Consider the following 24326-nt stretch of genomic DNA (forward strand, 5'->3'; position numbering starts at 1 on the left):
TGGTTGTCGCCCCGGTCCCGTGCCACGCCCCCGGGCATAGGCTGAGTCCGTGGCAGCGAACGAGAACTCCGAGGACGCGCGCACGGAAGCGGCAGCACACCCCCCGGCGCGCGAAATGCGCATGGCCGACCTGGCGGAGGAAGCCGGCATCACGGTCCGTACGCTGCGCTTCTACCGCGAGCGCAAGCTCATCCCGCCGCCGCGCCGCGAGGGCCGGATCGCCTGGTACAACGAGCACCACCTCGCCCGCCTGCGCACCATCGGCGCCCTCCTGGAGCGCGGCCACACCCTGGGCGGCATCGCGGAACTCCTCTCGGCCTTCGACACCGGCCGCGATGTGCGCGAACTGCTGGGACTGGACCACACCCTGGTGGCGCCCTGGTCCGAGGAGACACCCGTCCGCCTCACCCCCGAAGAACTCGCCGACCACTTCAGCGAGGACATCACCCCCGAAAACCTCACCACGTCCCTGGACATCGGCTACCTCGCCGTCGACGGCGACGAGTTCGTCCACATCAGCCGCCGCCTGCTGGATGCCTCCACCGAACTCGTGGGCAAGGGCATCCCGTTGGCCGACGTCCTCGAAGCCGGCCGCCAGGTGCGCGCCCACGCCGACGCCCTCGCCGACATCTTCACCACCCTCATCCGCACCCACGTCCTCTCCGACGTCCTCTCCCGCACCTCCACGGGCGAGTCCCCCGGCCCCGACGAGGTCGACCGCATCGCCGAGACCGTCGACAAGTTCCGCCCGCTCACCAAGGGCGTGGTCGAGGCCGAACTCTCCATGGCCGTGGACCGCCGGGTCCGGGCGGAACTGGCCACCTGGCTGCGGGAACAGGGGCAGGAGCAGGGCGGGGAACGGGGGAACGGGCAAGGGCAGGACGGGGAGTGAGCCCGGGCGGGCGGGTGGTCGCGGCTCGGTCAGGCATCGAACAGGCCCTTGCCGCCACGACTCACCCGGGCCACAACCGGAGCCCGGCCGCATGGTCGGACAGGCGCCGCAGGGCGAGGTCCCGGTAGGCCGGCGGCTCCTCGGTCGCGACGAGCTTCCCGGCGTAGATGCGCACCAGCTCGGTCCGCGCGAAGTGGCCCCCGGCCTGCTCTTCGAGGAGGTGCGCCTCACACAGCTCGGCGAGCTGACGCCGGGTGCGCTGCAGGTCGTGTCCGGCCAGCGCGGCGGCCGCATGGACCTCCACGTCCGGGCCGGGGACGAGCCCGAGGAGCCGGAACAGCCGGGCCGCACCGCTCGACAGTGCGCGGTAGCTGAGCGACAGACCCGCCTCCATGGACAGGTCCGGATCGGCCGCGGACAGCTCGCACAGCCGGTGCCGCTCGTCGGCCAGCTTCTTCGTCCAGTCCGCCAGCGACCAGCCGACGTGTGCCATCAGCCGGGCGGCGGCGATCCGCAGCGCCAGCGGCAGCCGGTCGCACCGCTCGACGAGTTCCCTCGCGGCGGCTTCCTCCGCCGCGATGCGCTGCCGCCCCAGCGCGGTGCCCAGTAGCTCCAGGGCGTCGTCCGCGGGCAGGGGGCCCACCGTGACCAGCGCCGCACCGTCACGGATCATCAGCCCGCTCAGCCGCCTCCGGCTGGTCACCACGGCCAGTGCGCCCGGCGTCGCGGGCAGGAGGGGACGCACCTGCTCGGCCGTCCCGGCGTTGTCCAGCACCACGAGCATCCGCCGCCCGGCGAGCAGCGAACGGTAGAGCGCCGAGCGCTCCGTCTCGGAGTCGGGGATCTGCGCGTCCGGCACCCCCAGCGCCTGCAGGAACCTCCCCAGCACGGTGCCCGGCCGCATCGGGGGACGCTCGAAGCCCCGGAGGTCGATGAAGAGCTGGCCGTCGGGGAACTCGGCCTTGAGCCGGTGCGCCCAGTGCACCGCCAGGGTGGTCTTGCCGGCCCCGCCCGCGCCGGCGAGCACCACACAGCCCGGGCCAGGAACCCGGTCCAGGTGCTCGTCCAGCGCGGCGCCCTCCCTCGTACGGCCGCAGAAGTCGGCGATGACGGGCGGGAGTTGGGCAATGAGAGGTGGCGTCACGGAAGGGTTTTGCGCGGCGTAAAGCGGTGCGGCGGAAGGGTGTTGCGCGGCGTAAGTCGGCGCGGCGGACGGACGTTGCGCGGCGTAGGGCGGCGCGGCGGACGGACGTCGCCCGACGGAAGGCGGCGGGCGGTCCGCGTCGTACGGCACGGCGGAACGGGGAGCGGCCGGGGGACGATCGATGAGGTGCGGCACGGCGGAACGGGAGCCGGCAACGGGCCGGTCGGCGAAGTGCGCCACGGCTGCCGGCTTCCCGTCGAGCACCGCCAGGTACGTCTCATTGAGGGCCGGGCCGGGATCGATGCCGAGCTGGTTCTTCAGGTGCCGTCTGGTCCGGTGGTAGTGGCCGAGGGCCTCGGCCTGTCTGCCGCTCGCCTGCAGCGCACGCATCAGCAGAGCGGTCAGCTCCTCGTGCAGCGGATGCTCCGCGAGGTAGGCGGTCAACTCCGTGACCAGCTCCCCGTACCGGCCGAGCAGCAGCAGCCTGCCGCCGAGTTCCTGCAGCGCCGCCACCCTCGCCTGGGCCAGGCCCACACCCAGCGTCCGTCTGACCCGGTCGCCGGGCACATCCGCCAGCGCCTCACCACGCCACAGACCGAGCGCCTGGCGCAGCTGCGCGACGGCCGTCCACGGCTCGGCCTCACGGGCATCGGACACCAGCTCCCGGAACCGGTTGACATCCACCGCCCACGGGTCGGCGATCAGCACATACCCCTGGCCCCGGGTGGCGATTTCGGCCTGGCCGGCCAGCAACTGCCGCAAGCGGTGCACATGGTTGTGGACCACGCCTCTCGCTCTGGTCGGCGGGTCCGCATCCCACGCCAGGTCGATGAGCCTCCCCACCGGGATCACGCGATTGACCTCGCTGATCAGAATCGCGGCCACGGTGCGCAATCGGCCCGCTCCCAGGCTCAGCAGTCGCCCGTTGTTCACTTCGATTTCAACCGGCCCCAGTAGCCGCAACTCAACCATTGTGCCCTCGAGTTCGTCCCGCCGATGCGCGCACAGCAAACCGCCCTTTTGCCAGCAAAGACCACCGGCGGGAAGGCGGGGTTCCGTTTCCCTCACCGCTTTCACTATGTGGACGGAGAAAGCGGACTGACGGAAAGTCAGTGAAGTGTGCGGACCATCTGCGAAGTGCGTGATCACAATGTGAGCGGTTCATGAGCGGGGCCGCGAAACATCCTTCCTGTGCCGGTCGCAGCGGCAATCCCCTAGCCGCTGCCCTGGCCGGCTCTCCGGTCCCCGATACCCGCATCGGGGATCGGAGAGGACTGCCATCCGTACACCTGGAGGAGAACCATGGTTACCAAGAACGTTGTGAAGAAGGGCCTTGCGGCGGCGGCGCTGTGCGCAGCACTGAGCGGCACGGCCGTCGCCTTCCCGGCGACGGCATCGGCCGCCCCGGCCGCTCCCGCCGCCGCGGCGGGCGAGTCGCCGGTCAGCGTCGGCGCCAACGCGAACCTGAACTTCAACGTCGACGTCCTCGGCATCGCCAACAAGATCGAAGCCTCGATCAAGACCGCCCAGAACCGCGAAGGCTTCGTCAAGAACCTGATGGAGTCCGCGTTCTACGAGAGCGGCCAGCACTACAACGTCATGGTCCACAACCTCAGCCAGCCGTACGACGACAAGCTGAACGGCGTGAAGCAGTACGGCTCGGCCACCTACGACGGCGTCGTCTACGGCATCTGGATCTTCGAGGACGGCGAGTTCACGAACCAGGGCGACGGCGGTTACATCAACTGGGCCTTCCGCGGCGTCTGGGAGCGCCCCGACAACGGCGGCTACGTGAAGTTCTCCCGCATTTCCTGAGCCCCTGGCCGGACCACCGGCCCGCCTCCGCACCGCAAACGGCCCGCCGCACTCCGGTGGGCCGTTCCTGCTGCATGAAGGCGTTCCGTTCGCCCGGCCGGCCCGGTCGGCTGGCATGGCCTGTGGCCCGCAGGGGGATACCTCTGCGGTTGGGTCACCCGTCCCGGCGCTTACCTGTCCAGGGTTTCCGCCGCCGGGGCGGGAGTCTCGAGCGCGGATCAAGGGTTCCGCCGAGTCGTGCCCACCAGTCCTTGGTGCCGCGCCTGGCTTCGCTGGAGGTTCAGCGCAGTGCATACCTTGCAGCCCGGGATCGGCACGCCATCCAACAGCCACTCGTCCAGCGGCAGTTCCACAGGTGGTTGGCTGTCCCGCATCGGGCTGGTCATGGCCCCTCCGCCGTTCGCCTCGCGTGTCCTCTCGATGACGACAACGCCAGGAACCCGCGCGGCCCAACTCACAGCCGATTGCACGCGATTGCGGGGCAATCACCTCAACGAGGCCATGGCCGATGTGATCAGCCCACGAGCTTTGGCGCCATAGACGGCCATGTCCGCCATAGTGGAGAACGCGGCGGCATACATAGCCACTTCGCTGGGCTGTGTCACGGTGAGGTAGCCGGACACCAGCTCTACGTTCGCTTGCGCCTTGTCGAAGATGGAGAAGCCCTCGACCGGCATACGAGTCCGGCCGAGCCCGGTCGGGACCACGCCGATACTCACGTTGGGCAGCGCGCTGGCCGTCAGCAGGTGTTCGAGCTGCTCGATCTGCGTATGCGCGGTGCCCAGCGCATTGGTCAAGGCCGGCCTCTTCCATCAGGAACGCGAATCGCTTCTGTCCCTCATACAGGACCCTCTGGCGGTCCATCCGGGCAGCGACGGCATCGGCCACGTCATCGATCACTACCCGCCTTCGCTGAACTGCGCGCAGCACGTCTTCGGTGTATCCGAAGGTTTGGATCAGCCCGGGAACGAAGTGTGGCGAGTAGCAGCGGAACCAACGGGTTCGCTCATACACCGGCAGGACGGACTCTTGCGCCCGTCGCAGGCCGGTGCGCTCCATGCGATGCCACTGCAACCACGTGCTCTCGGCAGTCCGGAGAGAGACGATGAGGTCCTGCGCCTGGTCCTCCGTGCCGCACGCCCGGCACCAAGCCAGGATGTCGTCAGCGGACGGTGAGGTCTTGGCGGTGGCGATACGGGACGCCCTGGACGGGTGCCACCCGCATGCCGCAGCCAGCTGTTTGCCTTCCAGGCCGGCATCCCGGCAGATCTCGCGGAGACGATCTGCCAGTGCCTGCCGGGCTGCCTGGGCACTGGACGATGACGAGACGGGCATGGGTCAGAGGGGCTTGTACTCCTCGTGCGGGATGGCCCGCTCCCACACGGCCTCGAAGGCCGAACTCACCAACTTCACAACGGCGGGTTCAGTTCGCCACTCCCGGTCGACCACTTCGCCGACACCTGAGAAATAGGTGAAGAGCACGGCCGACCTGTCGAACATCCACAAGTCAGTGCCGGGTAGCGGAATGTCCGCGCTCTTGCGTCGGGGCAGCCACCGGATCAGCTCTCCCGCTGCCACGTTGGGGAACGTCACGTCGTACTCGTACTTGTCCGTTGCCTTGTACGACTGGATCAGCAGATCTCCGCTGTCCTCGTCCAGCCAGATCGTTGGCGAATCGATGTCCGGCGTGTTCGGAATGATCCCGAGGAATCGCAGCCTCATGCCTGACCTCTCCCTGGGTCGACACATTTGCGCCCGATTGCACGACAATCACCCCTCCGGGGAGGGCCGTCAAGGGCGCATAGAAGCGCACAGGCAAAGCAGCCGGAATAGCCGAAGCAGCCATGCGGCCCCGTCCGGCGATGGCGGGCATGACAGCCGGGCGGGGCTTCGTGCTGCCCCTACAGGTCGAAGACGACCGTCACCGGCGCATGATCCGACCACCGCTGGTCATGGCCGGCCGCGCGCTCCACGTACGCCTTGACCGCGCGTCGCGCCAGGCCGGGCGTGGCCATGGCGTAGTCGATGCGCCATCCCGCGTCGTTGTCGAAGGCGCGGCCCCTGTAGGACCACCAGGAGTACGGGCCCGCGGTGTCCGGGTGGAGGCCGCGGACGACGTCCACATAGCCGCCGCGGGTCTCGTCGAGGACATCGGTCAGCCAGGCGCGCTCCTCCGGGAGGAAGCCGGCCTTCTTCCGGTTGGCCTTCCAGTTCTTCAGGTCGGCCTCCTGGTGGGCGATGTTCCAGTCGCCGCACACCACGACCTCACGGCCGTCCGCCGCGGCCCGCTTGCGCAGGTCTGTGAGGTAGGGCAGGAACTCCGCCAGGAAGCGCTCCTTCTCATCCTGCCGCTCGGTGCCGACCTCGCCGGAGGGCAGGTAGAGGCTGGCGACGGTCACACCGGGCAGGTCCGCCTCGACGTACCGCCCGCTGTCGTCGAATTCCGCCGACCCGAAACCCACCCGGACCCGCTCCGGCTCCCGCCGCGTGTAGAGCGAGACCCCGGCCCGGCCCTTGGCCGCCGCGGGGGCGTGCACGGTGTGCCACCCCGCGGGCTCCCGCACCTCCTCCGGGAGCTGAGCGGTCTCGGCCCGCACCTCCTGCAGGCAGAGCACATCGGCCGCGGTCCCCGCCAGCCACGGGACGAAGCCCTTCTTGGCCGCGGCGCGCAGCCCGTTCACATTCACGGTGGTCACGGTGAGCACAACATGCTCCTTGGTTTCGCAGGCGGGAGGAGGCTGCCCCACACACTGACGGTGGTCGCGGTGAGCATCCCGGCACGATACCCACCCCCGGACCTCATCGCGCCGGGCGCCCGTTCACCCGTACGATTTCTGGAATGGAGATACGCCCCGTCCGCTATGACCACCCCGACGCGGTCACCCTCGATGCGCTGGTGCAGCAGGAGTACGCCCGGCGCTACGGCGACGACGGCGACGTCACCCCGCTCGCCCCGGAGATGTTCACCCCGCCGCGCGGCACGTATCTGATCGCGTACGACGGCACCCGCCCGCTGGCCACCGGCGGATGGCGGCTGCAGGAGGACGCGGCGGAGGGGTACGAGATCGGCGACGCCGAGATCAAGCGGATGTTCGTGCTCCAGGAGGCGCGCGGGCGGGGGCTGGCCCGGCGGATCCTGGCCGCCCTAGAAGCGGACGCGCGGGCTGCGGGGCGCTCCCGGATGGTGCTGGAGACCGGTACCAAGCAGCCCGAGGCACTGGAGCTGTACGCCTCCAGCGGCTATGTGACGGCCGAGAAGAAGTTCGGGCTGTACCGGACCTACGAGGACAGCCGGTGCATGACGAAATCGCTGGTGGAGCGCGTCTGAGGGACACCGGGCCGACGCATGCCGGCCTCCCCGCCCGCGCGTCCGCACGGGCGGGTCCTGACTGTTGTTGACAGGCGTCCGGGCCGCTCCTCATACTCATTCCACTAATCAACTAGCTAAAGGGGGGATCCAGGTGAGCGACCCGAGCCCATGGGCCATCGAGGCCGAAGGACTGGGGAAGAAGTACCGCCGTGGCTGGGCGCTGCGGGACTGCTCCTTCCGGCTTCCCGCCGGCCACATCTGCGCACTGGTCGGACCGAACGGCGCGGGCAAGAGCACGTTCCTGGGCACCGTGACCCGGCTGATCCAGCCGACCACCGGGACCCTGAAGCTGTTCGGTGTCCCGGTCTCCGACCCTGCCGCCCTGCAGCGGGTCGCCTTCCTCGCGCAGGACAAGCCGCTCTACCCGCGCTTCACCGTGGCCGAGACCCTGCGCCTGGGCCGTGAGCTGAACCCGCGCTGGGACCAGGCAGTGGCCGAGCGGATCGTACGGTCCGGGAAGGTGCCGCTCAGCGCCCGGATCGGCACCCTCTCCGGCGGCCAGCGCACCCGCGTCGCCTTCGCCCTCGCCTTCGGCAAGCGGCCCGAGCTGCTGCTGCTCGACGAGCCGATGTCCGACCTCGATCCGCTGGCCCGGCACGAACTGTCGGGGCTGCTGATGGCCGAGGCCGCCGAGCACGGCACCACGGTCCTGATGTCGTCCCACATGCTCGCCGAGATGGAGGTCATGTGTGACTACCTCCTGGTGCTCGCCGAGGGCCGGCTGCGGATGGCCGGCCAGACCGAGGAACTGGTGCCCGCACACCTGCTGGTGACGGGCGTGGCCGGTGACGACGGCGGGGTGCCCGAGGAACTGCGCCGGCAGCACACCGTGGTCGAATCCCGGGTCAGCGGGCGGCAGTTCAGCGCCCTCGTCCGGCCGCACGGCCCGCTCTCCGACAGCTGGGATTCGCTGGCACCGAGCCTGGAGGAGGTCCTGCTGGCCTACCTGCGCTCGCCCGACGCGCCCACCCTGATCGCGGACGAGGCGCGCACCGGCGGACCGCACGAGGCCGCCGCGTGAGCCGGACCGGCACCGCCGTCACACCGGGCGGGACGGACGCGGGCGCGGACACGGGCGCGGATACGGGCACTGACACCGACACCGACACGGACACGGACACGGACCGCGGCCTCGCCCCCGCGGCCGCGAACCGCCGCGAACTGCTGCACGGCCTGCCCTGGCTGGTCTGGCGCCGGCACCGCGCGCTGCTGCGTACCGGACTGCTGATCACCGTCGCGGGCTGTGCGGCCTTCGCCTACCAGCGCATCGGCCTGATGGACTTCCTGCACGCCAAGGGCGCCTCGGCGGCCGCCGGGAGCCAGGTGTCCACGGCCTTCCAGAACACCTTCGGCACGACCTTCAGCCGCGACATCCAGGTGCTGCAGCTCCTGCCCGTCCTCGCCGGCATGTTCCTCGGCGCACCGCTGATCGCGGGCGAGCAGGAGCACGGCACCCTCAAGCTGGTCACCACCCAGTCCGCGAGCCGCGGCCGCTGGATCGCCGCCACGCTCGGCCTGCCGCTGGCCCTCATCGTACTGTGCACCACCCTGCTGTCGGCCGCCTTCACCTGGCTGTGGTCCCCGGCCCACGCGCTGGTCTCCGACGGCGACTGGCTGGAGAGCGGCGCCTTCGACACCACCGGACCGGTGCCGGTGGCCACGGCCCTGTTCCTGACCTCCTGCGGTATCGCCCTCGGCGTGCTGATCAAGCGGGTGACGGCGGCGATGGCGGCCACCGCCGTCCTCGCCGTGGCCGCCGGCGTGATCTGGGACGAGAAGGTGCGCCCGCTCCTCGGCACGCTGCGCAGCGTCAGCTACCCGTTCAACGGCGACGGCCCGTCGCTGCCTGCCGCCTCCGTACGGATCGACGACTGGGTGTCCACCGCGGACGGCAAGCTCTACGGCTTCGGCACCTGCACCACCGGCGACACCGGGGCCTGCCGGGCCAAGCTGGGCATCGTCAACCGGGTGACCCAGTACTTCGACTACGGACAGATGGCGGGGATGCAGTGGCTGGGCGCGGGGATTCTGCTGGCGCTGGCAGCCGTGATCCTCGCGCTCGTCGTATGGCGGGCACACCGGCGGCCGCTCTGAACGGCACGGCGCGCCAGGGACGCGGCGGGTGGCGGCCCGTGGGTTCTGCGGATTCCGTGGGTTCTGCGGATTCCGTGGGTTCTGCGGATTCCGTGGGTTCTGCGGATTCCGTGGGTTCTGCGGATTCCGTGGGTTCTGCGGATTCCGTGGGTTCTGCGGATTCCGTGGGTTCCACGGGGCCCGTGGGTTTCGCAGGTTCCACGGGACCCGTGGGTTTCGCAGGTTCCGCGCGTACAGGCCACGCCCCGGGCGGCGCTTTGACACCCGGCACGACCGGCCCGATCATCAAGCGGTCGGGCAGCACGGTCCCGGCGGCCCACAGGGCGGCACCTGCGGCCCACAGGGTGGCAACCGCGGCCCGCAAGCCGGCACCGGCGAGAGAAGCAGAGAGGTGGTGAGCGCCGTCGAATTCCGTATCGACCGCCGCAGCGGCGTCGCCACCTACCTCCAGATCGTCCAACAGGTCCAGCAGGCGCTGCGGTTGGGCATCCTGGTGGAGGGCGACCGGCTGCCGACCGCCGCACAGGTCGCCGCCACGACCAAGGTCAACCCCAACACGACCCTCAAGGCGTACCGCGAGCTCGAACGCGAGGGCCTGGTCGAACCCCGCCCCGGCCTCGGCACCTTCGTCAGCCGTACGCTCGCCCGCCCGGAGTCCGCGGCGGACGCCCTGCTGCGCGAGGAGCTCCGCTCCTGGATGGACCGGGCCCGCGCGGAGGGGCTGGACCGGGAGGACGTCCAGGCGCTGATGAACTCGGTGCTGCAGGACCGGTATCCGTAGGGCTGAGCCGGACGGACCGAGCGAGCGGTGAAGCGGGCAGGCCTGCGCCGCGCCCCGCCCACCCACTGGCCGTCCCCGGCCGCACCCCGGCCGCCTTTCTTCCGCCCCGCTTGACCCTCACCCCACGTCAGGTTCCACCCTGAAGGACGCACGGCCCGCCACCGGTGGCACCCCACCGGGCAGGACGGGCCGGCCGGACGGACGGGATGAAAGGCGCTGCGATGAGTTACTCGGTCGGGCAGGTCTCCGGATTCGCGGGCATCACGGTGCGCACCCTGCACCACTACGACAAGGCCGGCCTGCTCTCCCCCAGCGACCGCAGCCCCGCCGGCTACCGCCTCTACAGCGATGCCGACCTCGCCCGGCTGCAGCAGATCCTCTTCTACCGGGAACTCGGCTTCCCGCTCGACGAGATCGCCACCATCCTGGAAGACCCGCAGGCCAACGCCCTCGACCATCTCCGCGCCCGGCACCGCAACCTCAACGACCAGATCGCCAAGCTGCAACGACTGGTCGAGGTCGCCGAGAACGCCATGAAGGTCCAGGAGACCGGCGTGCAGCTGACCCCGGAGGAGCGCTTCGAGGTCTTCGGCGAGCTGACCTTCGACCTCACCTACGCCACCGAGGCCCGTCTGAAGTGGCAGCACCTCGAAGGCCATCAGCGCTCGATGGCGCGGGCCGCCGCGCACTCCAAGGAGGACTGGGCGACGCTCATGGCCCAGCACGCCGACTGGCGCCGCCGGCTGACCGCCGCCTTCGACGCCGGGGAGGCCGCGGACGGCGAGCGCGCCATGGACCTCGCGGAGGAACAGCGCCGGCACATCGCCCGCTGGTTCACCCCGTGCCCCACGGATATGCACGGCCGGATCGCCGACGACTTCGCCGCCGACCCTCGCGCCTTCGCCCTGGTCGTCCCACCCAGCGAACAGCGGCCCGGCCTCGCCGCGTATGTACGCACCGCCGTGCACGCCAACGCCGTACGCCAGTCACCGGCCTCCTAGGGGGACCTGGCACCCCGTAGGGGTTCCCCGGGGCAGCCCCCTACGGCTCCCTGGTGCTCCGTAGCCCGGACTCCCCCAGCGCCTGTCGTCAGGCTCCCGCCTGCACCGCGCACCGCGCGTCCCGCACCGCGCGTCCCGCATCCCGCATCCCGCATCCCGCATCCCGCATCCCGCATCCCGCATCCCGCATCCCGCATCCCGCATCCCGCATCCCGCGCCACCCTGCCTGCACCGGACCCCCGACCTGCCCCCTCGGGCCGCACCGCCCTGCCCACACGGGCGCGCACCACCTGCCTGCACCACCCTGCCGCAGCCCCCTCCCTGACTCCCCGCCCAAGAAGGCCGACGACCATGACGAACATCCTGATCACCGCCGCCGGATCGTACGGCGACGTCGCCCCGTACACGGGCGTGGGCGCCCGGCTCCGCGCAGCCGGCCACGAGGTCGCCCTCGCCACGCACGACAGCTACGCCGGCCTCGTACGAGCCGCCGGCCTGGAGTTCCGCCCCTTGCCGGCCGACCCCCGCACCCGCCGCCCCGCCGCCGGACAAGCGCAGCCCGCCGGCCCGGCCGGCAAACGCGCCCTCATGCGCCAGGCCGCCGCCTTCATCAAGGAACTGGGCGGCGGAATCGCCGAGGCCGCCCACGCGGACACCGGCCTCCTCCTGCTCTCCGCCACCACCGCACCGCTCGGCCACCATCTCGCCGAGGCGATGGGCATCCCGTACCTCGACCTGCCTCTCGTACCCGGCGCGCCCACCGGCGACTTCGCCCCGGTCGTCAGCGGCGGCCGCTCACTGGGGCGTTGGGGCAACCGCGCCGCCGGCCGTCTTTCGCTCCGCATCATCGACCGCCTCTACGCGGACGCGACCCGCGACCTCCGGGCCCGCCTCGGCCTGCCGCCCGCCACCGCCCGCACGGCCCGCCGCCGCGCCGAAGCCGCCGGCCGGCCGGTCCTGCACGGCTTCAGCGAGGTGCTGGTGCCCCGCCCCGCGGACTGGCCCACCGGCCTGGACGTGGTCGGCAACTGGTGGCCCTGGCACGCACCGGGCGCCCAACTTCCGCCTGTCGTCGAGGACTTCCTCGCCGCGGGACCGCCCCCGGTCTTCATCGGCTTCGGCAGCATGGCGGGCGGCGACGGTGAGCGTCTGAGCGCCCTCGCGGCCGCCGCCCTGCGCCGCGCCAAGGTCCGCGGCATCCTCCAGTCCGGGTGGGCCGGGCTGACCACCCGGCACGCACCCGAGCACGCCGACCTGCTCACCATCGGCGACGTCCCGCACGCCCTCCTCTTCCCCCGGATGGCCGCCGTGGTCCACCACTGCGGCGCCGGAACCACCGCCGCGGGACTGCGCGCAGGCGTCCCCACCGTCCCGGTACCGGTCACCGCCGACCAGCCCTTCTGGGCCGCCCGCCTGGCCTCCCTCGGCGCGGCCACCGCCCCGATCCCGTTCGCCGACCTGTCCGCCGGCCACGCCGTCGCCCGCCTGGCCCACGCCCTCACCCAGGCCACCGCCGCTCCCGACCGCCGCCACCACGCCACCGAGGCCGCCCGGCGCCTGGCCGCCGAGGACGGCGCCGGCCAGGTCCTCAAGGCGGTCGAATGCCTGGGTGCCTGAGCCGCCCCATCTGAGTGCCTGAGCCACCCCGCCCGAGCCCTGAGGCGCCGCGCCCGTCCCCGTCCGCCCCGCACTCCCGCGCCTCCTGTGTGCCAGAGCCGCCCTGCCCCAGCCCTGAGGCGCCCCACCCATCCCCGCGCTCCCGCACCGCCCATCCGGCCGCCCGGCCCAACGAGGCTCACCCGCCGGGCCAACCTCCACCCGTTCGGCGGCCCGGCGGCCCGCCCCGGGATGCGACCGCCCGTCACAAGGCGTGGGCTCGCCACATGACCCCATTCCGCACCCACCCCCCGCTCCGCAGAATGCTGCTCCACGCCATAGCCACGGCGGCCATGGGTTCCGTCCTCACGCTGACGGCCTCCCAGGTGGCCCACGCCGCCGCGCCCACCGCCGCCGGCACCCACTCCGGCAAGTGGACCCACCCCACGACCGCGCACTACCGCATCAGCTCTCCCTACGGCGCCCGCGGTCACTGGCGCGCCGGCCACCACACCGGCATCGACCTCGCCATCCGCTCCGGGACCCGGGTCAGATCCGTCGGTTCGGGCACCGTCGTCCTCGCCAGAAGATCGGGCGCCTACGGCAAGGCCGTGACGATCCGGATGAAGGACGGCCGCTACATCCTCTTCGGCCACCTCTCACGCATCACCGTCCGCCCCGGCCAGAAGGTCCGCGCCCGCACCCGCCTCGGCTACAGCGGCGCCACCGGCCGCGTCACCGGCCCCCACCTCCACCTCGAGGTCCGCAAGAACCGCCGCTACGGCTCGGACATCAACCCCCTCACCTACCTGGCCCGACACGGCGTCCGCCTCACCTCCCGGTCCTTCACCCGCTGACTCCGTCCCCACTGCCCCGCCGCCCGGCCACCCCCGCCCCACTCGCCCACATCCCTCAAGCCCCCTCTCACCCTTCCCCAATCTTCCCTAACAGCCCCTATTCCAACCCCCGATAGGGAATGTTAAGGTAGTTTTCGTGAGCGAACACTTCTACTCCGTGGAGCAGGTCGCCGAACGCCTCGGCCTGCACGTACGCACCATCCGCAGCTACGTACGGGACGGCCGACTCCCCGCGGTCCGTATCGGCAAGCAGTACCGGATCGCGCACGAGGACCTGGAAGCGTTCACCGGCCGTCCGGTGCCGGCGCCCCCGGGCGAGACGGACGGGCGGCAGCGGCACACCGAGGTGTCGAGCATCGTGGAGATCGACGCGGTCAGCCCCGAGACGGCCGACCGCCTGACCATCCTCCTGGTGGGCTCGGCGACCAACGACCGGCGGGGGGACGAGCCGCTGCGGATCGAGACGGCGTACGACCAGGAGCGGGCCCGGATGAAGATCATCGTGCTGGGCGGCCCGGGAGCCACCGCCCGGCTGCTCGACTACGTGGAGGGGGTGCTCTCGTCATGAGCACGATCTACAAGTCCGAGGCCGGCGCGAACGAGATCCAGCAGCGCTATCAGGAGGCGCTGAGCGCCTGGCCGGTCCCCGCCGAGCACATCCGGCTACCGACCCGCGAGGGCGAGACCTTCGTCATCGCCTCCGGCCCCGAAGACGCCCCGCCCCTCCTGCTGTTGCACGGCAGCGGGGCGAACACCTCGTTGTGGCAGGACGACATCGCCTCCTGGTCCCGGCATTTCCGTACCTACGCCGTCGACGTCATCGGCGAGCCCGGCAGGAGCGCGCCGTCCCGCCCGCCCCTCGCCTCCGAGGCCTCCGCGCTCTGGCTGGACGAGGTACTGAAGGGTCTCGGTATCACGAACACCTCGATCGTCGGGATGTCACTCGGCGGCTGGCTGGCGCTGGACTACGCCACCCGCCGGCCGCAACGGGTGACCCGCCTGGCCCTGCTGTGCCCCGGCGGCGTGGGGAGGCAGAAAATGGGTCTGGTCTTCACGTTCCTGCTCCTGCGCCCCTTCGGACGCCGGGGCGCGCTCCGGTCGGCGCGAGCCGCCACGGGCCTCGACACACCACAGACCCGGCACCTCCTCGACCACGTGTCGCTGACCTTCAGGCACTTCAAGCCGCGCACGGAGCGGCTACCCGTGTTCCCCGACAGCGCTCTGCGCCGCCTGACCATGCCGGTGCTGGTGACAGCCGGCGCCCGCGACGCCATGTTCGACTCCGCGGAAACCGCCCGGCGCATACACCGATGTGTCCCGCACGCCACCGTGAACCTCCTGCCCGACGCCGGACACGCCCTCCTCGACCAGACCGCATCCGTCCTGTCCTTCCTCCGCGGCTGACCCTCCGGAGGGCGGCCCGCAGCAACTCATGTGATGACCATTCGTCACCACCCCTTCTCTGATAGTTATGTGAATGGGGTACGGGCGCAGGCCCGTAGCGGCATCCCGTGGACGCCGCAGGGAGGATGCACATGAGCGCCACCACACGCGATGAGGTCATCGCCGTCGAGCAGAAGGCGGTGGACCACGCCTACGACTGCTACCGCGCGCGGCTGGCCCAGATGAGCGGGGCGTCGGCCGCCACGGCTTCGGCGAGCGGCAAGGACAGCATCGCCAACCGGATCGAGGCGGAGGCGCGGGCCGAGGAGTACGGCGGCCTCGGCGACGAGTCACTGGTCTTCTCCCGCGTCGACGCACCGGAGGAGCCGGGCGGCGAGCACCGCCCCTGGTACATCGGGCGACGAGGCGTACGCGACGCCGTGAACGAACCGGTGGTCCTGCTGTGGACCAGCCCGCTGGCGAAGAAGTGGCTGGAGGCGCGGCCCGAGGCACCCGGGGAGGTGAGCCTGCGACGGCAGTTGCGCTGTGTGCAGCGTGTGGTCGAGGGCTACTTCGACGAGATCGCCCGGACAGCTCCCGCAGCTCCCTCAGCCCCCGTATTACCCACCTCATCCACGCCCGTCCCGGAGCCACGACCGGCCGCGGACGACTCCCGTCCTGCGGCCGCGCCCGAGGCCCCCGTCCCGGCGCCGGGGAAGCAGCGCCCGCCGTCCCGTACGCCCGGCGATGCCGCCCGCCGCCGGCGCCGTAAGACGCTCCAGCCGGACGACTTCCTGCTGCGGGAGCTCCAGCGGTCGCGCAGTGGCCGTATGCGGGACATCGTCGAAACCATCCGCCGGGACCAGATGGACCTGGTCACGGGCTCCCCCTCCGACATCCTCGTGGTGCAGGGCGGCCCCGGCACCGGCAAGTCCGGGGTCGGTCTCCACCGCGTCACCTGGCTCGTCAACAACGAGCACTTCAAGGCCCAGGACATCCTCGTCATCGGCCCCCACCAGCGGTTCCTCGATTACGTCGGACAGGTCCTGCCCACCCTCGGGACGCGGGACGTCAACGCCGTCCAGCTGACCCGCCTGTGGGAGGGCGAGATCCATGGCACCGACACCCCGGCGGCGCGGCTGGTGAAGTCGGACGAGCGCATGGCGGCCGTCCTGCGGCGCCGGATCGACAACGACTGCCGGCCCGAAGTCCTCGACGACCTCACCACCGCCCCCTCCTTCGAGGGCGACGAGCCCGCGGTCGTCGTCACCGCCGGCAGCACGACCCTGCGCGTCCCGCGGACCGAAGTCCTCGCCCTCCTCGACGAGACACGGGGCGGCGACGGCGCCTACCGGGAGCGCCGCGAACGCTTCCGCAGCCTGTTCGTCGACCGCCTGCTGCAGGAACTCGCCGCCATCGCCCCGCGCCGCGGACAGGGCGGTACGATCCGCCGCGACCTGGAACGCAACCGCCGGGTCGAACGCCTCGTGGACCGCATCTGGCCCTCGCCGGGCGCCAGGGAGGCCCTGCGCACTCTCTACGATTCGGCCGACCTCCTCGGCACGTGCGCCGCCGGCATCCTCGACGACGACGAGCAGGCGGCCCTGCACCGCCCCCGGGCCGCCAGCGCCGATGCCGACCCATGGACCCTCGACGACCATGTCTGCCTCGAAGAACTCCGGTTCCTCATCTCCGGGGAGACCCCGAGGCGCTACGGACACATCGTCGTCGACGAGGCGCAGGACCTCACCCCCATGCAGGCCCGCGCACTGCGCCGCCGTTGCGCGGTCAACGGCTCCATGACGGTCCTCGGTGACCTCGCCCAGGCCACCGGCCCCCACACCCACACCAGTTGGGACCGCCTGGGCACACTGCTGTCCGACCACGGGGACTGGCACGTCGCCGAGCTGACCACCAGCTACCGCGTGCCTGCGGAGATCATGGAGTTCGTGGCGCCCCTCGCCCGTGCGGTCGCCCCGGCCCTGCCCTATCCGCAGGCCGTGCGGGAGGCGGGCGACGGGGCCGTACGGACCCTGGCGACCGAGCCGTGGAAGCTCCTCGACGACACCGCCGCCCAGGTCACCCGCCTGGTGGGCACCAGCGACGGGAACACCCCGCGTTCCGTGGCCGTCATCGTCCCCGACGACTCGGGCTGGCTCGACGAGATCGGCCGCCATCTCGACGAGCGTGCCGGCCTCACCGCGCAAGGCCGCGAGACGGTCTCCGTCCTGGCCGCCGCGCAGGCCAAGGGCATGGAGTACGACCACGTCCTGGTCGTCGAACCCGCCACCATCGCCGACCGCGGCCCGGCCGGCCACCGCCAGCTCTACATCGCCCTCACCCGCAGCACCCAGACCCTGACGGTGCTCCACACCTCCGCCCTTCCGGAAGTCCTCACGCACCCCGACGGCGCCCTCGCCGCGGATACCAACGGCACCTTCGAACAACCCGAAGCACCCAAACCACCCAAAGCACCCGCCACCGAAACCACGGATCCCACGGAATCCACGGAATCCACTGAACCGACCGAAGCCACCGAAGCCACCGAAGCCACCGAAGCCACCGAAGCCACCGAAGCCACCGAAACGACCGAACCCGGCACAGCGCAAGGCGCCATCCCCCCGATCGGAACCGACATCCGCGTACGAGTCCTCGGCCCCGGGCCGGGCGGCCGCTACAAGGTCAAAGCGCTGGCCCCCGATCTCGACCGCCCCCTGGTCCTGACCGTCCGGCACGGCTCCGCTCCCCCGCACCGAGGCGAGAAACTGGACTGCTGGGTCTTCGCCAACGAGACCAACCAGAGCGTGCTCACCACCGACCAGCGCGGCCGCAAGCCCCTCTCCCCCACGATGGCGGAACGCTACGCAGCCGCACTCGACGTGCTCGACGAGCTGCTGACCGGCGACGGAGACATCCCCCAGGACGCCCGCGGCCGGCTGTCCGATCTGCAGGCCATGGCCCACCGCGTCCTCCGCCGCGAGCAGGTGGACTGGGTGGACGTGCGGTGCGTGCTCGGTTCCCCGGACAGACACCGTCTGGGCGTGCTGCGCGACCTCATGGCGGGCGCCCACCGCGCACTCAAGGACAACACCCTGGACACCGGCCGGCTACGGCACGACCTCACCCACTCCGGCTGGACCCAGGCCCTGACCGAAGCCCGCGAAACCCTCCGGACCCGCCTCGCCACCGAGCCCGACACCGGCTCGGCCTCCGAAAGCACCCCCGCCATTCCCACCACCCCCACCACTCTCACCGCTCCTTCCACCCCCGCGCCGCAGCCCGACCAGAAGGAATGCGCCCCCGTGCCCACCGTCGCAGAAGTTCCCACCGCACCCACCGTCACCACGAAGGAGGGATTCCTGCACGCACTGGAGACCTCGGCCGCCGCCGACCGCACCTGCAAGAAACACGAGTCGGTGCGCTACGCCCTGAAGTCCGCCCTGCTCTGGGCAGAGCTCCAGCCGGCCGATTCCCCGCTCGTCGACGTCAGCTGCCTCACGGACAACGGCCTGTTCCTCTACGAGGTCCTGGGCGCCGGCCGCTCCACCTACGAAGACCTCCGCTCGGGAGCGACCCGCCTCCTGGAGATCAACCACACCCTGCCCACCCCGGCCGACAGCCTCTACCTGGTCCTCTCCGAACCCCCCACGGAGGACTGGTCCGCCGACACCATCCACGACGTCTTCCACATCCACGTCCTCTGGCGCACCCCGGACAGCTGGGGCGGCGACAGCCCGGAGTCCGCCCTGACGCCCGGCCAGAAGTAACATAGCCGCCCTGCTCCCAAGCCAATCCGTGCAGTGGGGCGCATCGGCCTGCCCCCCAACCGGCCCGCGAGGGACCTGATTTCCCTGCTGGTCGCGTCCGCCACGGCGGTTCCTCGGGGCAACCAATGGGTCTTGCCACAGGTAAGGATCAGACGGGTCTGGGAGGTCGGCCCTCCTCGCTTGACCGGGCCGAACCCGGCCGACCGCGGGATCGCGGTAACCACGGAGATCCACACGCACGCGCCCTCTGCACTGCCGTACGACAGGAAAAAGCCCCCACCGAATCTCCCCGGTGGGGGCTTTGACGCGCTGTGGACCTGAGGGGATTCGAACCCCTGACCCCCTCGTTGCGAACGAGGTGCGCTACCAGCTGCGCCACAGGCCCTTGCGACGAGTGAAACTCTAGCATCTCGGTCGCGGTGCTCGGAAATCGCTTCCGGTGCTGGTCAGCCGAGGGCCGTCACTCGTTCGCCGCGCGCGGGCGGTCCTCGTTCTCGTACTGGTCGAAGAGGGGGGTGCGGCCGCGGGTGCGGCGGCCGGGGTGGGTGGGGCGGTCCTGGGAGGGGGTGTCGGCGTGGGGGTGGTCGGCGGCGGCGCTGGAGCGGGCGGAGCTCCAGGCGTCCTCGGCGTCCAGGTCGACGTGGCTGGTGGCACGGGGGGCGACCGGCGCGGTGACGTAGGTGGGGAGGGGGACGGGGACCGGGTCCCAGCTGCCGGCGGCGGGGCGCGGGCGTTCGCGTTCGCGCTGCTGGTCGACCCACTCGGCGTGGTCGGTCTCCTCGACCAGGGCGCGGCGGCCCGCGGTATGGGCGGGGGTCGCGGGGCGGGGCGGTTCCGGGGCGGCGTCGGGCGGGGTGTCAGCGCGGACGTCGGCCGGGTGATCAGCGACGGGCGGCTGGTCGGCCGCCTGCTGAGGGCGGGCCCGGCGTCCCTCCCGCAGGCGCTGGGCCGCGGCCTCCGCCTTGCGCCGGTCCATGGTGAAGGTGAAGCGCCGCCGCTCCTGGGCGCGCAGGTAAATGATGTACGCGGTCAGCAGGAGGGCGGGCAGGGCGGGGGCCCAGAGGAAGGGGAGGCCGCCGACCGCGGCGACGATGGCGCCGGCGGTGAAGGTGAGGAAGAGGACGGTGGTGGTGCGCCGGCGGCGGGCGAGGACCTTGGCGCGCTTGGTCCGCTCGGCGGCGGAGGGGCGCGGCGGCGCGGCCTGCACCCGGGTGTGGGGAGCCTCGGCCGGGTCCGCCGCGGGGTCGCCGAAGGCCCGGGCGGCGGCCTCGCCGGCCGGGGCGTCCGGGTCCACGTCGTCGCCCGCATCGTCGGCGGGGTGCTCCCCGCGTGCCTTGTCGTAACGGCGCTGCATCGCCGCCCGTCCGGACAGCAGCCGGATGGCGGTGCTGAAGCGCTCGGTCGGACGGGCCTCGTTGAGCTCGTCCTGCCTACGGAGCCACATCGGCACCAAGTAGGCGGCCCAGGCCCCGACGATGACTGCGTAGATGAGGCCGCTGCTTCTCACAACTCACACGGTAGAGGGGTTTGCAGGGGGCCATCCGCCAATTGGGCCGGTGTGTCGCACGATCTGGCTGATATCTCGAACTTTTTTGTGATGGTAGAGATCAGTGTCTTCCGCCGATCCGGTCCATCAGGGAATAGAATCGAACGTTTATTTTATTTGTGGGGTGTGCCGGGAGCGCTGGGCTTCTCCCTGCGCCAGCGGCTGAGCAGGCCTTCGGGTACTTCTTCCGCGGTGAGAGCGAAGACCAGGTGGTCGCGCCAGGCGCCGTCGATGTGGAGGTAGCGCGGGCGGGTGCCCTCTTCGCGAAAGCCGAGCTTTTCGACCACCCGGCGGCTGGGGACGTTCTCCGGGCGAATGCAGATCTCGATGCGGTGCAGTCCCACGGACCGGAAACAGTGGTCGGCGGCGAGCGCCACGGCGGTCGGGATGACACCGCGGCCGGCGACTTCCCGGTCGACCCAGTAGCCGATATGGCCGGAGCACATGGAGCCCCAGGTGATCCCGGCGACCGTCAGCTGGCCGACGAGCCGGCCGCGGTACTCGACGACGAACGGCAGCATCCGGCCCGCGTGCGCCTCGGCGCGGAGGTGGCGGACCATCTGACGGTACGTGGGGCGGTGCGGCGGGACGAGGCCGGGCGGGGGCGGCGGGACGGTCGCTTCCCAGGGGCGCAGCCAGTCGCGGTTACGGCGGTTGACCTCGCGCCAGGCCCGTTGGTCGCGCAGCTTTATCGGGCGGAGGGTCACCTCTCCGTCCGTGAGGACCACCGGCCAGGGCGCGTTCAGCTCGGGCTCCCGGATGGTCTGGGGTGGTCGCCGCCGCGGATCTGGTCGACGGCGTGCGGCAGGATGTCGGCGAGGACGGCGAGGCCGTCGCGGACCCCACCGGTCGAGCCGGGGAGGTTGACGATCAGGGTCGTACCGGCGACGCCCGCCAGTCCCCGGGAGAGCGCGGCGGTGGGCACCTTCGTACGGCCGGCGGCGCGGATCGCCTCGGGGATGCCGGGGATCTCGTAGTCCAGGACCTGGCGGGTGGCCTCGGGGGTGCGGTCGGTGGGCGACAGGCCCGTACCGCCGGTGGTCAGGACGACGGCGTAGCGGGCGGAGGCGACGGCGCCGCGCAGGGCGGCCTCCACCGGTTCTCCGTCGGGCACCACCTGCGGGCCGTCGACCTCGAAGCCCATCGCGGTCAGGCCCTCGGCGAGCAGCGGACCGCCCTTGTCGGGGTAGAGGCCGGCCGCGGCGCGGTTGGAGGCGGTGACGACCAGGGCGCGGGCGGGGCTCATGACCGGCTCCAGTCGCCGGACTTGCCGCCGGTCTTCTCCTCCACGCGGATATCGGAGATGACCGCTGCCTTGTCGACGGCCTTGACCATGTCGACGACGGTGAGCGCGGCGACCGAGACAGCGGTCAGGGCCTCCATCTCGACGCCCGTGCGGTCGGTGGTCTTGACGGTGGCCGTGATCTCGACGGCGTCGTCGGTGAGGGAGAGGTCCACCGTGACGCCGGAGACGGCCAGCGGGTGGCACAGCGGGATCAGCTCGGGGGTGCGCTTGGCGCCCATGATGCCGGCGATCCGGGCGGTGGCCAGGGCGTCGCCCTTGGGCATGCCCTCGCCCCGCAGCAGCTCGATGACCTGCGCGGAGACCAGGACGCGGCCGCGGGCGGCGGCCGTGCGGGCGGTGACGTCCTTCGCGGAGACGTCGACCATCCGCGCCGCGCCCGCCGCGTCGAGATGGGTGAGGTGTTGCTGGCCGCTGCTCATCGTTCTCCCGGTACCCAAACTGCCGCCTGTGGGACGACACCGTACCCCCGGCGGCAGCGGGCTACCCGAGCAGGACGAGGTCCACCTCGGCGCCCGCGGCGACCTCGGTGGTGTCCTCGGGGACGATGATCAGCGCGTTGGCGTGCGCCATGGCCTTGATCAGGTGGGAGCCTGCGCCGCCGACGGGGGTGACCGTGCCGGCGTCGGCGTCGTAGGAACCGCGCAGGAACTGGCGCTTCCCCTTGGGTGAGGAGGCGATGGCGTCGGTGCACCGGGCGGGGGTGACGGGGCGGTGCACCTCGGGCAGCCCCCTCAGGGCCCGGATGGCGGGCCGGACGAACAGCTCGAAAGAGACGTACGAGCTGACGGGGTTGCCGGGCAGTGCGAGGAGCGGGGTGCGGTCGGGGCCGATGAGGCCGAAGCCCTGGGGCTTGCCCGGCTGCATGGCGAGCCTGCGGAACTCGACCGTGCCTTCGTCGGCGGACAGGGCGGTCAGGGTCTCCTTGACCACGTCGTACGCGCCGACGCTGACGCCGCCGCTGGTGACGACGAGGTCGGCCCGGATGAGCTGGTCCTCCAGCGTGGAGCGAAGGGTCTCGGCGTCGTCGGCGACGGCGCCGACACGGTAGGGGATCGCGCCGGCGGCGCGAGCGGCGGCGGTGAGCTGGAAGCTGTTGGAGTCGTGGATCTGCCCGGGGCCCAACGCCTCGCCGGGCTGGACCAGTTCACTGCCGGTCGACAGCACCACGACCCGCGGGCGGGGGCGCACCTTGACCGTGCCGCGGCCGATGGCGGCGAGCAGGCCGATCTGGGAGGGGCCGAGCACCGTGCCCGCCCGCAGGGCCGGCTCGCCCTCGGTGGCATCGCTGCCGCGGGTGCGGATATGGGCGCCGGCGGCGGCCGGGCGGTGGACGCGGACCTCGCCGGCGGCGTCCTGGGGGGCGGCGCTGTGGGCACGCATCGTGGCGGCCGGCCCCTCGCCCGTGCCGCCGTCGGTCCATTCGACGGGGACGACGGCCCCGGCGCCGGGCGGCAGCGGGGCGCCGGTCATGATGCGCGCGGCCTGGCCGGGGCCGATCTCCGGCAGTGCGCCGCTGCCCGCCGCGACATCGCCGAGGACGGTGAGGGTGACCGGTGCCTCTTCCGTGGCGCCCGCGACATCGGCGGCGCGGACCGCGTAGCCGTCCATGGAGCTGTTGTCGAAGGGCGGCAGGGCGACGGGGACCGTGATGTCCTCGACCAGGACGCAGCCCTGGGCTTCGAGGAGCTGCAGCTCGATCGGGTCCAGCGGGGCGATCTTCGCCAGGACGTCGTCGAGGTGCTCGGCCACCGACCAGACGCGGTCCTGGTGGCGGGTCTGGCCGGTGGCGTGGTTCAACGTCTCACATCTCCTCGGTGACGTAACTGCGAAGCCAGGACCGGAAGTCCGGGCCCAGGTCTTCACGTTCGCATGCCAGTCGGACAATGGCACGCAGATAGTCGCCGCGGTCGCCGGTGTCATAGCGGCGGCCCTTGAAGACGACGCCGTGCACCGGGCCGCCCAGGGCGGGGTCGGCGGCCAGCGCCTGGAGGGCGTCGGTGAGCTGGATCTCGCCGCCGCGGCCCGGGGCGGTCTTGCGCAGCACCTCGAAGACGGCCGGGTCGAGGACGTAACGGCCGATGATGGCGAGGTTGCTGGGCGCCTCCGCCGGGTCGGGCTTCTCGACCAGGTCGGAGACGGCCACGACATCGTCGTCACCGGTGGGCGCGGCGGCGGCGCAGCCGTAGAGGTGGATCTGCGCCGGGTCGACCTCCATGAGGGCGATCACGGAGCCGCCGTACTGCTCCTGTATCTCGACCATGCGCGCCAGCAGCGGGTCACGGGGGTCGATCAGGTCGTCGCCGAGGAGGACCGCGAAGGGCTGGTCGCCGACGTGCGGTGCGGCACACAGCACCGCGTGGCCCAGCCCCCTGGGGTCGCCCTGCCGTACGTAGTGCATGGTCGCCAGGTCGCTGGACTCCTGCACCTTGGCGAGCCGGGACTCGTCGCCCTTGCGGTGCAGGGCCTCTTCGAGCTCGTAGTTGCGGTCGAAGTGGTCCTCGAGCGGGCGCTTGTTGCGGCCCGTCACCATCAGCACGTCGGAGAGTCCGGCGGCGGCCGCCTCCTCCACCACGTACTGGATGGCGGGCTTGTCGACGACCGGAAGCATCTCCTTGGGTGTGGCCTTGGTGGCGGGGAGAAACCGGGTGCCGAGGCCGGCTGCGGGGATGACAGCCTTGCTGATCCGTGTGTGCGATGGGGTCATGCGCGACACCATAACCGGCCCTATCGGAACGATGATGAGGGTCTGGTGAATAGAGCATGAGAGCGGGAGC

At 71.6% G+C, this 24326-nt stretch carries 21 protein-coding genes, 1 tRNA gene and 1 pseudogene; 12 read left to right on the forward strand and 11 right to left on the reverse strand.

What is annotated here, in order from left to right:
• Positions 1-49 precede the first annotated feature (49 nt).
• Entirely contained in the window at positions 50-892 is an 843-nt protein-coding gene (locus ABR737_RS19320; RefSeq protein ID WP_502964345.1) for a MerR family transcriptional regulator, read from the forward strand.
• Positions 893-953: 61 nt separating this feature from the next.
• Here the strand turns inward: ABR737_RS19320 and ABR737_RS19325 are convergent, their stop codons facing one another.
• Entirely contained in the window at positions 954-2969 is a 2016-nt protein-coding gene (locus ABR737_RS19325; protein ID WP_350251414.1) for an AfsR/SARP family transcriptional regulator, read from the reverse strand.
• 369 nt (positions 2970-3338) lie between these two features.
• Here ABR737_RS19325 and ABR737_RS19330 point away from each other — a divergent pair, with 369 nt between their 5' ends.
• Entirely contained in the window at positions 3339-3851 is a 513-nt protein-coding gene (locus ABR737_RS19330) for a stress protein (RefSeq protein WP_350251416.1), read from the forward strand.
• A gap of 485 nt (positions 3852-4336) precedes the next feature.
• Here the strand turns inward: ABR737_RS19330 and ABR737_RS19335 are convergent.
• The 3 genes and pseudogenes from ABR737_RS19335 to ABR737_RS19345 all read right to left on the reverse strand — a co-directional run bounded on the left by ABR737_RS19335 (position 4337) and on the right by ABR737_RS19345 (position 6556).
• A pseudogene (locus ABR737_RS19335) lies at positions 4337-5186 on the reverse strand (helix-turn-helix domain-containing protein).
• Positions 5187-5189: 3 nt separating this feature from the next.
• The gene (locus tag ABR737_RS19340; protein WP_350251417.1) at positions 5190-5573 is read right to left on the reverse strand and encodes a DUF6879 family protein; all 384 of its coding nucleotides are present in this window, start codon (positions 5571-5573) and stop codon (positions 5190-5192) included.
• Positions 5574-5752: 179 nt separating this feature from the next.
• Positions 5753-6556 (reverse strand): exodeoxyribonuclease III, encoded by an 804-nt coding sequence (locus tag ABR737_RS19345; protein WP_350251418.1) that lies wholly within the window; start codon positions 6554-6556, stop codon positions 5753-5755.
• 134 nt (positions 6557-6690) lie between these two features.
• Here ABR737_RS19345 and ABR737_RS19350 point away from each other — a divergent pair, with 134 nt between their 5' ends.
• From ABR737_RS19350 to ABR737_RS19395, 10 genes are all read left to right on the forward strand, one after another.
• Complete coding sequence (locus tag ABR737_RS19350) at positions 6691-7179, forward strand: GNAT family N-acetyltransferase (protein WP_350251419.1); 489 nt, start codon at positions 6691-6693, stop codon at positions 7177-7179.
• 133 nt (positions 7180-7312) lie between these two features.
• A complete protein-coding gene (locus ABR737_RS19355; protein WP_350251420.1) occupies positions 7313-8242 on the forward strand; it encodes an ABC transporter ATP-binding protein in 930 nt (309 codons plus the stop codon).
• The gene (locus tag ABR737_RS19360) at positions 8239-9315 is read left to right on the forward strand and encodes an ABC-2 membrane transporter-related protein (RefSeq protein ID WP_350251421.1); all 1077 of its coding nucleotides are present in this window, start codon (positions 8239-8241) and stop codon (positions 9313-9315) included. Before ABR737_RS19355 ends, ABR737_RS19360 begins: the two co-directional genes overlap by 4 nt.
• A 391-nt stretch (positions 9316-9706) precedes the next feature.
• On the forward strand, positions 9707-10096 hold the full coding sequence (locus ABR737_RS19365) for a GntR family transcriptional regulator (RefSeq protein WP_350251422.1): 390 nt from the start codon (positions 9707-9709) through the stop codon (positions 10094-10096).
• A gap of 221 nt (positions 10097-10317) precedes the next feature.
• A complete protein-coding gene (locus tag ABR737_RS19370) occupies positions 10318-11097 on the forward strand; it encodes a MerR family transcriptional regulator (RefSeq protein ID WP_350251423.1) in 780 nt (259 codons plus the stop codon).
• A 351-nt stretch (positions 11098-11448) separates the two neighbouring features.
• Positions 11449-12714, forward strand: coding sequence for a glycosyltransferase (locus ABR737_RS19375; RefSeq protein ID WP_350251424.1), 1266 nt, complete (start codon positions 11449-11451; stop codon positions 12712-12714).
• Positions 12715-12980: 266 nt separating this feature from the next.
• A complete protein-coding gene (locus ABR737_RS19380) occupies positions 12981-13550 on the forward strand; it encodes a M23 family metallopeptidase (RefSeq protein WP_350251425.1) in 570 nt (189 codons plus the stop codon).
• 136 nt (positions 13551-13686) lie between these two features.
• The gene (locus ABR737_RS19385; protein ID WP_350251426.1) at positions 13687-14118 is read left to right on the forward strand and encodes a helix-turn-helix domain-containing protein; all 432 of its coding nucleotides are present in this window, start codon (positions 13687-13689) and stop codon (positions 14116-14118) included.
• Positions 14115-14954 carry an alpha/beta fold hydrolase gene (locus tag ABR737_RS19390; protein ID WP_350251427.1) on the forward strand — a complete coding sequence of 280 codons (840 nt, stop codon included), beginning with the start codon at positions 14115-14117 and terminating at the stop codon, positions 14952-14954. The genes ABR737_RS19385 and ABR737_RS19390 overlap by 4 nt, the downstream gene beginning before the upstream one ends.
• Positions 14955-15085: 131 nt before the next feature.
• A complete protein-coding gene (locus ABR737_RS19395) occupies positions 15086-18700 on the forward strand; it encodes a HelD family protein (protein ID WP_350251429.1) in 3615 nt (1204 codons plus the stop codon).
• 312 nt (positions 18701-19012) lie between these two features.
• On the opposite strand, the gene ABR737_RS19400 is transcribed toward ABR737_RS19395, so the two are convergent.
• The 7 genes from ABR737_RS19400 to galU form a co-directional block, all read right to left on the reverse strand.
• A tRNA-Ala gene (locus ABR737_RS19400) sits at positions 19013-19085 on the reverse strand.
• A gap of 75 nt (positions 19086-19160) precedes the next feature.
• Complete coding sequence (gene sepX / locus ABR737_RS19405; RefSeq protein ID WP_350251430.1) at positions 19161-20207, reverse strand: divisome protein SepX/GlpR; 1047 nt, start codon at positions 20205-20207, stop codon at positions 19161-19163.
• A 152-nt stretch (positions 20208-20359) separates the two neighbouring features.
• Positions 20360-20974: a GNAT family N-acetyltransferase gene (locus tag ABR737_RS19410; protein ID WP_350251431.1), complete on the reverse strand. Its 615-nt coding sequence runs from the start codon at positions 20972-20974 to the stop codon at positions 20360-20362.
• A 14-nt stretch (positions 20975-20988) separates the two neighbouring features.
• Positions 20989-21492, reverse strand: a complete 504-nt coding sequence (locus ABR737_RS19415; protein WP_350251432.1) for a MogA/MoaB family molybdenum cofactor biosynthesis protein — start codon at positions 21490-21492, stop codon at positions 20989-20991.
• Positions 21489-21971: a cyclic pyranopterin monophosphate synthase MoaC gene (gene moaC, locus ABR737_RS19420; protein ID WP_350251433.1), complete on the reverse strand. Its 483-nt coding sequence runs from the start codon at positions 21969-21971 to the stop codon at positions 21489-21491. The genes ABR737_RS19415 and moaC overlap by 4 nt, the downstream gene beginning before the upstream one ends.
• 61 nt (positions 21972-22032) lie before the next feature.
• Positions 22033-23349, reverse strand: a complete 1317-nt coding sequence (gene glp, locus ABR737_RS19425) for a molybdotransferase-like divisome protein Glp (protein ID WP_350251434.1) — start codon at positions 23347-23349, stop codon at positions 22033-22035.
• Between the two features lie 4 nt (positions 23350-23353).
• Positions 23354-24256 (reverse strand): UTP--glucose-1-phosphate uridylyltransferase GalU, encoded by a 903-nt coding sequence (galU, locus tag ABR737_RS19430; protein ID WP_129295899.1) that lies wholly within the window; start codon positions 24254-24256, stop codon positions 23354-23356.
• Between the last annotated feature and the right edge of the window lie 70 nt (positions 24257-24326).

The sequence above is a fragment of the Streptomyces sp. Edi2 genome (assembly GCF_040253635.1).
Taxonomy (GTDB): Bacteria; Actinomycetota; Actinomycetes; order Streptomycetales; family Streptomycetaceae; genus Streptomyces.

Coding starts and splice junctions, on each gene's coding strand:
- galU (WP_129295899.1), bottom strand. CDS start 24,256: ATGACCCCATCGCACACACGGATCAGCAAGGCTGTCATCCCCGCAGCC.
- moaC (WP_350251433.1), bottom strand. CDS start 21,971: ATGAGCAGCGGCCAGCAACACCTCACCCATCTCGACGCGGCGGGCGCG.
- ABR737_RS19395 (WP_350251429.1), top strand. CDS start 15,086: ATGAGCGCCACCACACGCGATGAGGTCATCGCCGTCGAGCAGAAGGCG.
- ABR737_RS19380 (WP_350251425.1), top strand. CDS start 12,981: ATGACCCCATTCCGCACCCACCCCCCGCTCCGCAGAATGCTGCTCCAC.
- ABR737_RS19350 (WP_350251419.1), top strand. CDS start 6,691: ATGGAGATACGCCCCGTCCGCTATGACCACCCCGACGCGGTCACCCTC.
- ABR737_RS19390 (WP_350251427.1), top strand. CDS start 14,115: ATGAGCACGATCTACAAGTCCGAGGCCGGCGCGAACGAGATCCAGCAG.
- ABR737_RS19415 (WP_350251432.1), bottom strand. CDS start 21,492: ATGAGCCCCGCCCGCGCCCTGGTCGTCACCGCCTCCAACCGCGCCGCG.
- ABR737_RS19340 (WP_350251417.1), bottom strand. CDS start 5,573: ATGAGGCTGCGATTCCTCGGGATCATTCCGAACACGCCGGACATCGAT.
- ABR737_RS19370 (WP_350251423.1), top strand. CDS start 10,318: ATGAGTTACTCGGTCGGGCAGGTCTCCGGATTCGCGGGCATCACGGTG.
- ABR737_RS19375 (WP_350251424.1), top strand. CDS start 11,449: ATGACGAACATCCTGATCACCGCCGCCGGATCGTACGGCGACGTCGCC.
- ABR737_RS19330 (WP_350251416.1), top strand. CDS start 3,339: ATGGTTACCAAGAACGTTGTGAAGAAGGGCCTTGCGGCGGCGGCGCTG.